The following is a 14,079-nucleotide window of genomic DNA, read 5'->3' as shown; positions in this document are numbered from 1 at the left end:
AGAAATGGCAAATCTTTCCCCCAAGGCTCGGCTTGGGGCTTTTTTTATTTTAACGGGTCTCAATTTCCCGCATGACCGTTTCAACCGAATATCGGCACCACTGCGACAGTTGCTCAATAAACTCATTTAATTGTGATGGATTAAAATGGCTAACAATCATATAGCAGGCGTTGCCGAGAATTTTAAAACATTCATCCACCTGCTCATATTGTTTGACCAAACGCTCAACCTCAATAAAAGCTTGCTGATCATTCATAAACAGTTGGATGAATTGTTTATGTTCATATTTTATCGCGATGGTGTAATTTTTGATAAAGCCTGCATCCATTAACTGTGCAATACGAGCGCCAACGGCCTGCCCAGTACGGTGCACTCGCTGTCCTATTTCTTTATGGCTTAAACGCGAATCTTGTTTTAGCAATTCAATAATTTTCAGATCAATCGGATCAAATTCAATATTCATTTTTCATTATGAAAGAAAACCAGCAACAATGCTTTCATCTGAATATAGCGGATTTTTCACACTTCCCCTACTCTTGTTTTATCTTAACGCTGGAAGAAAAAAATGATGAAACAAGCCTTACTGATTATTGATGTCCAAAACGATTATTTTAAAAATGGCAAAATGGAATTGGTCAATCCAGAGCTTGCTCTAGCGCAAACCAATCTATTAGAAGACCATTTTATTCAAAACAATTTACCGATTATTTATATTCAGCATATTAACCCTGCCTCTGCCAGTTTCTTTCAGGAAAATACCGTGGGTGTTGAATTACATCCTCAACTTAAAGTCACAGATCAATCAGTGATTGTCGAAAAGCATTTTCCCAATAGCTTTTTGGAAACCAATCTTCAAACCATCCTTGAACAACATCAAGTTGAACAGTTAGTGATCACAGGTATGATGACCCATGTCTGCATTGACTCAGGGACACGTGCAGCCAAAGAACTTGGCTACCAACCCATTGTGATCGCAGATGCCACTGCAACCCGTGATCTGGAACATGATACTAAGATCGTCAAAGCAGCCGATGTACAAACGGCATTTTTATCTGCACTCGGTTTCTTTGCCACGGTACAAAACACGGCTGATTTTTTAGCACAGAATTAAATCATGCAGAAAAAAAGAGCGTTCCATCGAACGCTCTTTTTAAATTTGAATAGGTTTATCGGTTTGGATAAACCGTGGCAATCAGATGTTCAACCACAGCCGGCTCAGCCAATGTTGAGGTATCGCCTAAGCTATCCAACTCATTGGCAGCAATCTTTCTTAGGATACGACGCATGATTTTACCTGAACGAGTTTTCGGCAAAGCAGGCGCCCAATGCAGTGCATCAGGGGTAGCCACTGGCCCAAGCACTTTACGCACCCAGCTCACCAACTCCTTGCGTAGCTCCTCAGATTCCGCCACATCGGCTTGCAAGGTGACAAAAGTACAAATCCCTTGACCTTTAATGTCATGTGGCATACCAACAACTGCCGCTTCAGCCACTGCTTCATGTGCAACCAATGCACTTTCAATCTCGGCTGTCCCTAAACGATGACCTGAAATGTTCAGTACATCATCAACACGCCCAGTGATCCAGTAATAGCCATCGGCATCACGGCGTGCACCATCACCAGTAAAATAATAGCCTTTAAAAGTTGAGAAATAAGCTTCAATAAAGCGCTCTGGATCGCCCCAAATGGTTCTCATTTGGCCCGGCCATGAGTCTTTAATGACCAAATTACCTTCTGTTGCTCCGTCCAATTCATTTCCTTCGCCATCGACTAACGCAGGTTGTACTCCAAAGAATGGACGTGTTGCTGAACCCGGTTTGAGTGCAGTTGCACCCGGCAATGGTGAAATTAAAATGCCACCTGTTTCTGTTTGCCACCATGTGTCGACAATTGGACAACGGCCTTCACCTACGACCTCGTGATACCAATTCCATGCTTCAGGGTTAATTGGTTCACCGACTGAACCCAGCAAACGTAAACTACTCCGATCACTTTCACGCACGTAGGCATCGCCTTCACGCATCATGGCGCGAATTGCAGTTGGTGCAGTATATAAAATCGTGATGTTATGTTTATCAATCACATGACCAATACGTGCCCAAGTTGGATATTGTGGAATTCCCTCGAACATGACTGTAGTAGTGGCATTACTCAACGGACCATAAAGTAAATAACTATGTCCCGTAATCCAGCCTACATCTGCGGTACACCAGTACACATCATCCTCTTTAAGGTCAAACACTTCCCTAAAAGTAGTGTTGACATAAACCAGATAACCACCTGTGGTATGTAACACGCCTTTCGGTTTTCCTGTTGAACCCGAGGTGTACAGAATGAAGAGCGGATCTTCTGCTTTCATCGGTTCTGGTGGACAGTGTTCATTTACTTCCATAATCGCAAGGTGATACCAAACGTCACGCTCAGCATTGAACTGAATCGGATTCCCTGTACGATGCACCACAATCACATTTTCGACACTACTGGTGCCATCAATTTCTAAGGCTGCATCTACATTTTCTTTCAGTGGAATAAGCTTACCGCCGCGCATGCCCGCATCCGCAGTAATCACTAATTTTGCTTGACTATCTTCGATACGGCTAGCCAATGAGTCTGGTGAGAACCCACCAAACACCACACAATGCACAGCACCAATTCGTGCACAGGCCAACATGGCAATCGCTGCCTCAGGCACCATTGGCATATATAGCACCACACGATCACCCTTGCGAATGCCTTGTTTTTTTAGCACATTGGCAAAACGACAGACTTCATCGTGTAGTTCAGAAAATGAAATGATTTTATGACGTGAAGGATGATCACCTTCCCAGATAATCGCAGGCTTTAAAGGATTATCTTTAAGATGACGATCTAAACAGTTGGCTGAAACATTCAGTTCACCATCGGCGAACCACTCAATTTTGAAATTATCTGCGTTAAAACTTGTATTTTTAACCTGTGTGAATGGTTTGATCCAATCAATATTTTTTGCTTCTTGTGCCCAAAATACTTCGGGTTGCTCAATTGAATCCTGATAACGTTTGAAATAGTCTGCTTCCGAGATTCTTGCCATTTCTTTGAATTTATCAGGCACTGGGTAGATTTCTTTCATAGCTCACTTCCTTTGTTTTTTATTTCATACCTTAGATATACACATCTATTTTTCGGGTATATTTTGTTTTCTCTCACAGTATGGTCATCATTTACAAGAGCAAACAATGCGGCTTTGGTCGTAAGAATGTTATGCTTTAGCAACCAAATTTTTTTCAAAAATTTACTCAAAATAATTTAAATTTGAACTGCTTGTCTATGCTTTTTACTTTTAAAATAAGTGATTATTTTGATCATTGCTAAGACCTTAAAAGATTTAATAATCAAAAAATAGGAATTCATCATGTTCGATCAAACACGATCTGCCCCAATTCAGCCTCAATACGATCATCCTTTATCTGCTAAAGGACGTTTTAATCGCTTAAGCTATCTAGGTTGGTATGGTTTGTTGAGTGTCAGTTGGACGGTTCTTTTCATTCTTATTGCCACAATTTCGGCGAGTCTAAGTGTAAATAATGTACAGATTCATGAACCAATCTTATCTGCATTTTCAGGAATCGGAGGAATTGCGCTGATTGCACTATGGTTTGCTGGTTTTTATTTTCAGATCATTTTTTTAATCCGACGCTTACATGATCTGAATAAAACAGGATGGCTATGTCTATTATTACTGGTGCCAATCCTTCAATTCTTTTTTACACTTTATGTCTTATTTGCAGCAGGCACACCTCATCGCAATGATTATGGCGATGTCCGCCCATCCACCACATGGGAAAAACTATTTGCATGGATCATGATTATATTCAGTTTAACGATGATATGTGGCATGTTTATCTTTAGCTATTATTTTGCTAGCCCTGACTTTTGGGGTACACCAACCCAGATCTTACAAAATACAACTGAGTATTTTTAATACTTTATCGAACAGCCAAATTTGAGCCACTCAATCAATAAAACCGTTACGGAATTTATCATGCATGATCAGCGTAAATTCATTATGATAGCTCCCCTAATAAATTCCTTACGTTGCGAAATAGAGATTTTCCCGTGGCAAATGAGCAAACGACATTAACTGAGGTCGCTAAAGATACTGGTGAATTGATTCATCAAGCAGGTGCAAAAACCACGCAAACGGTATTGGCACATACTGAAAAATATCATGATGCCTATACAACAATCGATAAAATTATGGATAGCTTTTGGGAGCGTGTACCCTATATCTGTATTGCGATCACAGTATTTGTCATTTTTTGGCTACTGACTAAGTTATTTAAATTCTTTATTCACAAAACTTTGGAAAACCGTAGCTACACCCGACAAAACTTGGTACTGGTGCTCAACCGTGTCGGAAGCACTTTTATTCTATTCTTTGGTTTTTTAATTGGATTGGTCATCGCTATTCCAGGTTTCACCCCAAGCCAGTTAATCGGAGCATTGGGAATCGGTTCTGTTGCGATCGGTTTCGCTTTCAAAGATATTTTCCAAAACTTGCTATCAGGTATCTTAATTTTACTCAGTGAACCTTTCCGCATCGGCGATGATATTGTTGTGAATGGTTTTGAAGGCAATGTTGAAGATATCCAAATTCGCGCAACCTTTTTACGCTCACCTGATGGTCGCCGTATCGTGATTCCCAACGCAACGGTCTACACCAGTGCCGTGACAGTGAACAATGCCTACCAGCGCCGCCGTTGTGAGTTTATAGTGGGTATTGGGTATGAAGATGATATGCAGAAAGCAAAAAAAATCATTATGGATATTTTAGACCGTAATCTTAATGTACTTAGCCAACCCGGTTTCTCGGTCAATGTCACCGCACTTGCAGATTTCTCGATTAATTTAACCGTCCGTTGGTGGGTAAATACCACAGAAACCACCACATCTGCATCAATTAGTGAAATTCAAGAACTGGTTGTAACAGCCTTCGATGAAAAAGGAATTTCGATTCCTTACCCAGTACAAGAAGTCAAAGTGTATCGTGGTGATCAATCTGATAATACAGAGAACTTAGATAAATAATCGCCCTAAAATATGTGATACTGCCGTTTCAGTTCGTAAAATTCGGTTGCCTAAGCTCATCGCTTGGCAGCCGTTTTTTATGAGCAGATCGACCTCATACGGAATAAATCCACCTTCTGGGCCAACAATTAAGTGACATGAATGTTGAATCGCATAAGGCATCTGCTGTTCTGCATAAGGGTGTGCGACATAAGCAGGTTTCTGATCCGAAATAAATGTAGGCAAAACATCTTCAACAAAAGGTTTAAAGCGTTTATACAATTGAATTTCAGGTGCAATCGTGTCGCCTGCTTGCTCTAAACCTAAAGTCACATAATCATCGAGTTGCTGTAAAAATGGGCTTTGCCAATAGCTTTTATCCACTCGATAACTATGAATCAAACTGATCCGTTCCACACCTAAAGTCACCGCATCCATGATGATACGGCGTAACACTTTAGGACGTGGCAAAGCAAGAATCAAATGCACAGGTAACTTTGCTGGGATTGCTTCAACCTGAATTGGTCTTATGCGAATCTGTTGCTCAGAAACAGATATTACTTCCGTAAGATAGCGTTGACCATTACGCACGCCGACTTTTAAAGTATCACCACAATTCAACTGAATATGCTGTTGTAAATGTTGGAGTTGACGTTGATTTTCAATCTGCCAGATATTATCTGTTGTGGTGATTTGATTAGGTTCAAGTAAAACAATATTCATGACAAGGCTTTAAATTCTAAATAATGATCAATCAATTGAATATGCTTTTGGAGTGAGCCTTTATTTCGTTGCAGAACCAATTCTGCCTGTTCAATCAATTGCTGAGTCTGTATTCGGTCATCTAAACAACTCAAAAGTTGCTGTACCACTTGTACAGCATCTGTTCCAATCAAAATTCCGTGTTCCGCTACAAACTCATCCACGATACTTTGGAAATTAAAATAGCGTGGGCCAATCACAGTCGGTACATCTAAAACCATCGGTTCTAAAATATTATGTCCGCCCCCAGGCTCATTCAATGAACCACCAACAAAACAAGCTTGACTGAGTGCATACCATAACCACATTTCACCCATACTATCGGCTAGAAAAACCTGTGTATCAGTTTGAATTGGCTGTTTAAGACTACGGCGTTGCGTATTTAAATTTAAACTTTGACAAATTTTATACACCTCATCAAAACGCTCAGGATGACGTGGTACCACAATACAGAGCAAATTTGGATTTGAATTTAAATGTGGTTGTAATTGTCTTAATAAATTTTCTTCTTCCGGTGAATGTGTGCTAGCTAAGGTAATCACCTGACGATCGGCCAATTGCCATTGCTGTCTCAACTGTTCCGCCTGCTGGATATAGTGTTGTGGTGCTGTAATATCAAACTTGATATTACCCACCACCTGACTCTTGGCTTGATCTAGCCCCAAATTCACATAACGCTGTTGTGTCGCGATGTCTTGAGCCAATAACCATGTGAGTTGCTGCAACATTGGCTGTGTTAAACGGCGAACTTTGCCATAACCTTTGGCTGATTTTGCTGAAAGACGAGCATTCAATAAGATACATGGGATTTGTTGCTGTTTCGCTTGGGCAATTAAGTTTGGCCAAATTTCAGTTTCCACTAGAGCAAGAAGTTTCGGTTGATACAACTCAAAAAATTGTTTCAGTAATGGTTTTTGATCAACAGGCAAATAGACCGCCTGAAAAAGTGTCGGATATTTTTCGGAAAATAAACTCTTGGCTCTGGCTTGTCCTGTTTTGGTGGTGTTGGTGACCAGCACAGGCTGGCCCAGTTTTAAATAATGTTCAATCAAGGGCTGGGCGGCATTGGTTTCACCCACTGACACCACATGAAACCAGATCGCATGCTGGTTTTTAACTGGCTGAAATGGGCCAAAACGCTCTAGACACTCTTGCTGAAATAGTGCATCACTTTCAGTCCGTTGTTTAATTTTCCAACGGTATAAAGGCTTGAGACACGCCAATAGAAAGTTATACCAGAACGGGGTTTGCTGTACTGCGTTGTGCTGCGCCATCCGAGACCAAGATTTACAATTTGATTTCGTTCATTATGCGGAAGTTTCATATGCATTGACAATTGATTATTGTATGTTGCACTTTGATTAAATATTTCTTTATAAAGAAAAATGATATCTTAGAACAAAGAATAATCCATTTTGAGAAAAACAATGCAACCTGATTGGTTCAAACAAATAAAGCAACCTTCTGATGAAACAACACAAGAATATCTACCCTGTCATCCATTTAAAATTATTCTCCCTTTTTTAATTCTAGCGTTACTGTGCTGCTTATGGGCGCTTCTAGCCAGTCACTTAGGCGCATTAATGAAAGCCAGTTTTTTACTTGTGGTTCCCTTTATTATTGGCGCACTGATTGTATATATCATGTCAGCATTGGAGGGAAATATTTTGATCTTCGATATACCTCGTTTGAATTGACACCAATCAATGATCAGCAAACTAAGCTCACACTAAAAATTGATTATCGAATTAGCACCGAAGTCAATTTTTATGCCAATCAGATTGCACAATTGATGGTGCATGATTTTTCCAATGTGATTCTGGATTTTTATAAGAATCGAAGTGAACAGGCAGTACAGCAAATTAAGTCTTAAAAGTAAAAAATCAAGCGGCTAATGATCCGCTTGATCTTTCATCTGAGTTCAGTTCAGATTATTTTTATCCAGCACAGGTTGCTTAGGCTTCCAACTATTCAAAGGTAGGATAATCGGTATAACCTTCTGCACCTGCACCATATAAAGTATCGAATTGAACCTGATTTAAAGGCAAATCATGTTCCAAACGTTCTAATAGATCTGGATTGGCAATATAAGCTAATCCAAATGCCACAGCATCTGCTTGCTCAGTTTCTAAAATTTGTTTTGCTGAAGCTGGTGTTAATTTCTCGTTAGCAATCCACACCCCTTTGAATTTAGGGCGGAGTTTTGGCAATAAGCTGTCTTCTGCTTCATATTCACGGGTAAAGATAAAGGCCACATTGCGCTGATCAAGTTGTTCAACCACATAACCAAAAGTCGCGAGTGGATTATCATCACCCATGTCATGTGAATCACCACGCGGTGCCAAATGCACACCCACCCGACCTGCACCCCATACCTCAATAAAGGCATCCACAATTTGCAACAACAAGCGCGCGCGGTTTTCAATTGAACCACCATACTCATCATCACGAATATTGGTGCTACTTTGCAGGAACTGATCGATCAGGTAACCATTGGCTGCATGCAACTCAACACCATCAAAACCTGCTGCTTTCGCTAACTCAGCCGCATGTTTATATTTTGCGACGATTTCTTGGATTTCTTCATGCGATAAAGCACGAGGTGTAACGAAAGGACGTTTTGGACGCAGTAAACTCACTTCACCCGCAGGTTGAATCGCACTTGGTGCAACTGGAATATCACCATCTAATAAGTCAGGATGTGAAATACGACCGACATGCCATAGCTGAACCACAATCTTTGAACCTTGCGCATGCACTGCTTCAACAATTTTGTTCCACGCCTGAGCTTGTTCTTGTGACCATAAGCCTGGCGTATTGGCGTAGCCAGCAGCTTTCGGACTAATCACCGTCGCTTCAGTGATAATTAAGCCCGCATTGGCACGTTGTTGATAGTATTCCACCATTAAATCGTTTGGAATACGCTCAACACCACTACGAGCTCTCGTCAAAGGTGATAAAACCAAACGGTTTTTAATCGTAAAATCACCCACTTGTAACGCAGAATTTAGTTCAGCCATGATCGCCTCAATTTACACTTATTCAGTTAAAGTGTTTGTTTTAAATGTTCGATATATTGCTGAATCAAAGCTTCATTTCTGGTGAAATAGGACCACTGCCCATATTTCTCAACTTGAATCAAACCTGCCTGCTGTAACACAGACAAATGATTTGACATGGTTGATTGTGCAACTTTGCCAAGACGTTCAATATGACCTGCACATACGCCTCGTTCAAAACTGCCACCACATTCCTGCACCGGTAAAAATTGCTCAGGCTCTTTCAGCCACTGCAAAATCTGTCGGCGTAATGGATTGGCTAAGGCTTTGCTAATAATATCAATATCCATAGACTCACCATGTTGATCAAGCGGCAAAACTTTGTTCAGCACCTAAACCCAGTATATCGTATTTTTTAAATATTAATATCTGTTTTTTTCGATATTAATATCCTATTTTTTCGATTAACCAAACAATGCTGAACCAAGCCACTTTGATATACTTGTTTTCATTGAATAAAGTCTCCATCCGCTCAGGAATAGGAGACTTTTTCTCACACTTTAAATTCGAGTATTCCCTCTCCTGACAGGAGAAGACCAGGGAGAGGGCAAGAGATTTATAGACCTTGCTTTAAACTTGCTTCAATGAACTTATCCAAATCACCATCTAAGACTGCTTTAGTATTTGAATTTTCAATACCAGTACGCAAATCTTTAATACGTGAATCATCTAGGACATAAGAACGAATCTGACTGCCCCAACCAATATCTGACTTCGAGTCTTCCAATGCTTGAGCTGCTTCATTACGTTTGCTCATCTCTAACTCATAGAGTTTGGCACGTAATTGCTTCCATGCATGGTCACGGTTCGCATGCTGTGAACGTTGGTTCTGACATGCCACCACGATACCTGTTGGTGCGTGAGTGAGACGAACTGCCGAATCGGTTTTGTTAATGTGCTGACCACCCGCACCCGAAGCACGATAAGTATCGGTACGGACATCCGATGGATTAATATCAATTTCGATATTGTCATCAATCTCAGGTGAGATAAATACCGCAGAGAATGAGGTATGACGGTTGTTATTACTATCAAATGGTGACTTACGTACTAAACGGTGTACGCCACTTTCGGTACGTAACCAGCCATAAGCAAACTCGCCATCGACACGGATGGTTGCGGATTTAATGCCTGCCACGTCACCATCAGATACTTCCATCAATTCAGCTTTAAAGCCATGACGTTCGATCCAACGCAGATACATCCGCAATAACATCGATGCCCAGTCTTGTGCTTCCGTACCACCAGAACCTGATTGGATTTCAAGGAAACATGGATTTGGATCCATTGGATTACTAAACATGCGGCGGAATTCTAAGTTACCTAAAGCCTGTTCAGCACTATCAAGTTCAGCCTGAACATCTTCTAGCAAAGTTTCATCATCGGCTTCTACAGCCAAATCAAGCATGGCTTTGGCATCATCTAGCTGCTCTGCAAGACGATCAAATACACCTAAAGTATTTTCTAAACTGCCCTTTTCTTTCGCAATGGCTTGCGCACGACTCTGATCATTCCAAATCTTTGGGTCTTCTAGTTCTCTTAAAACTTCTTCTAAACGCTCAGCCTTTAGATCGTAGTCAAAGATACCCCCGTAGTGTTTGGCTACGATCAGATAAATCTTTCAATTGGACTAAGTACGGATTAATTTCCACGCGTATTTTCTCACAATATTTTTCACTCAATCTCATATTTTAACATAACTGGTTTGTACGACACAGCCATGTATTTTTAACTAAATTCAGCAGTTCATCCGATACATGGAAATGTATTTTGCTTATATAATTTCATGTTTAAAACTGACTCTGATTACACTAAAAATACGAATAAACACAATCTATCCTAAGTTTTAATAAATCAAAACACTAATGTTTTTTATTTAAAATCAATTATATAATAATTAAAATTTACATTTTATCTACGTTTGTACCATACAGTTACTTTCTTAAGATTGACGATTAAATAATTTTCTCTAGACTAAAAGTTGTAACAAAAAGTGTAATTAATATTCATTTGGTTCATTATCTCAACAGGGGCATAACCATGAAAAAATTAGCAATAGCATCAGCACTTTTATCTGCGATTGCAGTAACAGGCACTGCTCATGCGTATCAAGCTGAAGTGGGTGGTTCATATACCTATACAGATTGGGACGATTTTGATAGCACAAACAATTTTGGTGTGGATGGGACTTATTATTTCAACCCAGTCCAAACACGTAATGCACCACTTGCAGAAGCAGCGTTCTTAAATCGTGCTAGCAACGTGAAAGCCAATGTTAACTATGCCGACAATAGTGGCGTAAAAGATACAAAATATGGCGCAGGTGTTGAATATTTCGTACCGAATAGTGATTTCTATTTAAGTGGTAATGTCGGTCGTAGTGAGCTTGAAGTAGACAATAATGCCATCGATCAAAAAGTAACAACCTACGGCGCAGAAGTTGGTTACTTACCTGCTCCAGGCTTATTACTTGCATTAGGTGTGAAAGGCTACGACGAGAAAAATGGTAAAGACGGCGCTGATCCAACTGTACGTGCTAAATATGTAACTCAAGTTGGTGGAAAAGATGTCAACTTAGAAGCGTATGGTGCATTTGGTGATTCAGATGAATACCGTGTTAAAGGTGACTACTATCTAGATAAAACACTGAGTGTTGGTGCAGATTATTACAATAACGACCTAACAAATCGTGATGAATGGGGTATCTCTGCGAAGAAATTCCTGAATCAACAAGTGAGCTTAGAAGGTCGTGTTGGTTTTGGTGATGACTATAATACCTATGGTATCCGTGGTGCATACCGCTTCTAAGCAATTATGCTAGATAAAAAATCCGCTCTACTGAGCGGATTTTTTATTGTGCGAGATGTGATATTTGCAATTGCAGACTCGTATTGCCATTAAAAACGTTACGTTCCAATGTATAAACGAGATCAACATAACCCAGCATCGGATTGAACTCAAAACGGTCTGCCGCATTAAAAGCGATTGCATCGATAATTTGCTGTCCTAAAGATACTTTCAGTTTTAAATGCTGATCTTTAAGCCAGCGATAATCCATCACTTTAAATCTTCCATCAAATTGAGGAATTGGAAATTTTTGTCCCCAAGGACCTAGCCGATCAATCCAGTCTAGCGTTTCAAGATGTAAACTAGCATCAGTTAACTCACCATCTGTCCATAGAGTCGCTTGGAATAAATTTTCATCCATTTCAGCAATTGATTGAATAAAAACTGTTTTAAATTCATCAAAATTATCTTTTTTTAAGGTCAAACCTGCTGCTGCGGCATGACCACCAAAATGGCTAACTAAATGTGGGTATTGTTCTGCGACTTGCTCAATAGTATCGCGAATATGAACACCTTCAATCGAACGCGCAGAGCCTTTAATATGTATCCCATCTTCATCAGGAGCAAATACTAAACTTGGTCGGTGAAACTGTTCCTTTAGACGCCCAGCTACAATCCCTATTACCCCTTGATGCCACTGCTCATCAAACATCACCAATGCGGCAGGTAAAGAATCTGCCTGTAGCTGCACATGCTGTAATGCACTGATCGCTTGCTGTTTCATCTCAGCTTCAACTTGACGACGTTCTACATTCAGTTGATTGAGCTGCTGTGCAATTGGATAGGCTGTTTCTAAATCTGGAGCCAATAAACACTCAATACCTATTCGCATGCTCTCCATACGACCAGCCGCATTAATTCGAGGGCCGATCACGAAACCTAAATCTTGAGCGCGTAAACTTGCAGCGTCTCGTTTTGCAATATCCAATAATGCTAAAATTCCTGCACGACATTGATATTGCTGAATTCGTTTTAAGCCAGCATCCACTAAAATACGGTTATTATAATCAAGCGATGCAACATCAGCATAAGTTCCCAACGCAACCAAATCTAAATACTGAGTGACTTTACTTGTACTTTTTCCCTGCTGAGCGCGGTAACTGGCTAATTTTGCCAGCACATAAAATGCCACTCCAACCCCAGCCAATGCTTTGCTTGGAAAGTCACAGCCCAACTGGTTAGGATTCACCACCGCCTCTGCGGATGGAGTTGGTTTGGTGGTCAGGTGGTGGTCGGTAATAATGACCTGCATCCCCAACGCCTGTGCGGTTTCAACACCTGCATGACTCGATATACCATTATCTACAGTAATCAAAAGATCTGGCTGATAGCTTTGCTTTGCCAACTCAGCAATTTTAGGGGTTAAGCCGTAACCGTACTTAAAGCGATCAGGCACTAAATATTCAACGTTCGCCCCCATTTCTTTAAGAACCAAGATCATCAATGCAGTACTGGTCGCACCATCCGCATCATAGTCACCAACAATTACGATCTGTTTTTCTTGATCAATGGCTTGATCAATTAATTCAACGGCTTGATCTAATCCTTTGAGATCAGGTGGCAATAAATGCTTGAGTTTTAGCTCAAGCTCTTGTTCCGATTGCACTCCACGTCTTGCCAATATCTCAGCAATAAACATAGGCACGCCCTGAAATTGTTCAGGGCGTGTCAAAAATGGTCTTTGTTGAATTTGAATCATGGTCATTTATGGCATCAAGCGTTGAATAATCCAAAGTCCATTTTGTTTTTCATAACTCAAACGGTCATGTAAACGGTTTGGTCGTCCTTGCCAGAATTCATAATAATCTGCATCTAAGCGATAACCACCCCAAAATTCGGGTTTATCCAACTCCGCTCCATGTACTTGGTTTTGTAAGTTTTGAAAACGCTGTTGTAATAACTCACGGCTTTCAATGACACCACTTTGTGGCGTACTAATATGTGCTGCAATCTGACTGTCACGTGGACGCTTATGGTAATAATCCGTCGATTCCTGTTCTGAAATCTTGGAAACCTGACCACCGATACGTACCTGACGTTCTAAACTCGGCCAGTAAAATAAAAGTTCAGCATAAGGATTTTCCGCAAGGTCTAATCCTTTCTGACTATCATAATTGGTGTAAAAATCATAACCAGCTTCTGTTGCACCACGTAACAAAACGGTTCGGACGTGTGGGCGACCTTGAGTATTTGCTGTCGCCAAAGACATCGCATACGGTTCATGTAATTGAGCAGTGAGTGCATGATTGAACCAACTCAAGAATTGCTCATGGGGATTTACACTGATCTGGGATTCGTGTAACTCACCTTGTTCATAACTTAAACGAAGTTCACTCAGGTCTTTAATGACATCATTCATTATTA

The 14,079-nt window shown here is 40.5% G+C and carries 15 protein-coding genes; 6 read left to right on the top strand and 9 right to left on the bottom strand.

From position 1 onward, the window contains the following. Positions 1 to 49: 49 nt before the first annotated feature. Positions 50 to 463 carry an Lrp/AsnC family transcriptional regulator gene (locus CDG56_RS08815; protein WP_087547631.1) on the bottom strand — a complete coding sequence of 138 codons (414 nt, stop codon included), beginning with the start codon at positions 461 to 463 and terminating at the stop codon, positions 50 to 52. Positions 464 to 568: 105 nt separating this feature from the next. Here CDG56_RS08815 and CDG56_RS08810 point away from each other — a divergent pair, with 105 nt between their 5' ends. After that, a complete protein-coding gene (locus tag CDG56_RS08810) occupies positions 569 to 1,111 on the top strand; it encodes a cysteine hydrolase family protein (protein WP_087547666.1) in 543 nt (180 codons plus the stop codon). Between the two features lie 55 nt (positions 1,112 to 1,166). On the opposite strand, the gene acs is transcribed toward CDG56_RS08810, so the two are convergent. Beyond that, complete coding sequence (acs, locus tag CDG56_RS08805; protein WP_087537034.1) at positions 1,167 to 3,110, bottom strand: acetate--CoA ligase; 1,944 nt, start codon at positions 3,108 to 3,110, stop codon at positions 1,167 to 1,169. Positions 3,111 to 3,392: 282 nt separating this feature from the next. On the opposite strand from acs, the gene CDG56_RS08800 reads away from it, so the two are divergent. After that, entirely contained in the window at positions 3,393 to 3,962 is a 570-nt protein-coding gene (locus tag CDG56_RS08800) for a DUF805 domain-containing protein (protein WP_087537035.1), read from the top strand. A gap of 134 nt (positions 3,963 to 4,096) precedes the next feature. Further along, positions 4,097 to 5,068 (top strand): mechanosensitive ion channel family protein, encoded by a 972-nt coding sequence (locus CDG56_RS08795; RefSeq protein WP_087547630.1) that lies wholly within the window; start codon positions 4,097 to 4,099, stop codon positions 5,066 to 5,068. Here the strand turns inward: CDG56_RS08795 and CDG56_RS08790 are convergent. Together CDG56_RS08790 and CDG56_RS08785 are read right to left on the bottom strand one after the other, a co-directional pair. Next, on the bottom strand, positions 5,057 to 5,770 hold the full coding sequence (locus CDG56_RS08790) for a 16S rRNA (uracil(1498)-N(3))-methyltransferase (RefSeq protein ID WP_087537037.1): 714 nt from the start codon (positions 5,768 to 5,770) through the stop codon (positions 5,057 to 5,059). The genes CDG56_RS08795 and CDG56_RS08790 overlap by 12 nt on opposite strands. Then, on the bottom strand, positions 5,767 to 7,083 hold the full coding sequence (locus CDG56_RS08785) for a 3-deoxy-D-manno-octulosonic acid transferase (RefSeq protein ID WP_087547629.1): 1,317 nt from the start codon (positions 7,081 to 7,083) through the stop codon (positions 5,767 to 5,769). Before CDG56_RS08785 ends, CDG56_RS08790 begins: the two co-directional genes overlap by 4 nt. A gap of 153 nt (positions 7,084 to 7,236) precedes the next feature. On the opposite strand from CDG56_RS08785, the gene CDG56_RS17305 reads away from it, so the two are divergent. Further along, positions 7,237 to 7,506, top strand: a complete 270-nt coding sequence (locus tag CDG56_RS17305; RefSeq protein WP_227519056.1) for a hypothetical protein — start codon at positions 7,237 to 7,239, stop codon at positions 7,504 to 7,506. Beyond that, a complete protein-coding gene (locus CDG56_RS17300; RefSeq protein WP_227519055.1) occupies positions 7,503 to 7,682 on the top strand; it encodes a hypothetical protein in 180 nt (59 codons plus the stop codon). Before CDG56_RS17305 ends, CDG56_RS17300 begins: the two co-directional genes overlap by 4 nt. Positions 7,683 to 7,776: 94 nt before the next feature. Here CDG56_RS17300 and CDG56_RS08775 read toward each other — a convergent pair whose 3' ends face one another. From CDG56_RS08775 to prfB, 3 genes are all read right to left on the bottom strand, one after another. Further along, positions 7,777 to 8,829, bottom strand: a complete 1,053-nt coding sequence (locus CDG56_RS08775; RefSeq protein WP_087547628.1) for an alkene reductase — start codon at positions 8,827 to 8,829, stop codon at positions 7,777 to 7,779. Positions 8,830 to 8,855: 26 nt separating this feature from the next. Further along, the gene (locus tag CDG56_RS08770; protein ID WP_087543600.1) at positions 8,856 to 9,158 is read right to left on the bottom strand and encodes an ArsR/SmtB family transcription factor; all 303 of its coding nucleotides are present in this window, start codon (positions 9,156 to 9,158) and stop codon (positions 8,856 to 8,858) included. Positions 9,159 to 9,424: 266 nt separating this feature from the next. Further along, positions 9,425 to 10,520 (bottom strand): peptide chain release factor 2 gene (gene prfB, locus CDG56_RS08765; RefSeq protein WP_143225706.1). Its coding sequence is split into 2 segments (ribosomal slippage): positions 9,425 to 10,447 and positions 10,449 to 10,520, totalling 1,095 coding nucleotides; the frame shifts between segments, so codons are not numbered across the junction. A 388-nt stretch (positions 10,521 to 10,908) separates the two neighbouring features. On the opposite strand from prfB, the gene CDG56_RS08760 reads away from it, so the two are divergent. Further along, positions 10,909 to 11,676, top strand: a complete 768-nt coding sequence (locus CDG56_RS08760) for a putative porin (RefSeq protein WP_087547626.1) — start codon at positions 10,909 to 10,911, stop codon at positions 11,674 to 11,676. 43 nt (positions 11,677 to 11,719) lie between these two features. On the opposite strand, the gene recJ is transcribed toward CDG56_RS08760, so the two are convergent. Beyond that, positions 11,720 to 13,420 carry a single-stranded-DNA-specific exonuclease RecJ gene (gene recJ / locus CDG56_RS08755; protein ID WP_087547625.1) on the bottom strand — a complete coding sequence of 567 codons (1,701 nt, stop codon included), beginning with the start codon at positions 13,418 to 13,420 and terminating at the stop codon, positions 11,720 to 11,722. Next, positions 13,421 to 14,074 (bottom strand): pyridoxamine 5'-phosphate oxidase, encoded by a 654-nt coding sequence (pdxH, locus tag CDG56_RS08750; protein ID WP_087547624.1) that lies wholly within the window; start codon positions 14,072 to 14,074, stop codon positions 13,421 to 13,423. Positions 14,075 to 14,079: the final 5 nt, after the last annotated feature.

Source organism: Acinetobacter sp. WCHA39, assembly GCF_002165385.1.
Lineage (GTDB): Bacteria > Pseudomonadota > Gammaproteobacteria > Pseudomonadales > Moraxellaceae > Acinetobacter.
This window is presented reverse-complemented; position numbering and strand designations above follow the sequence as displayed.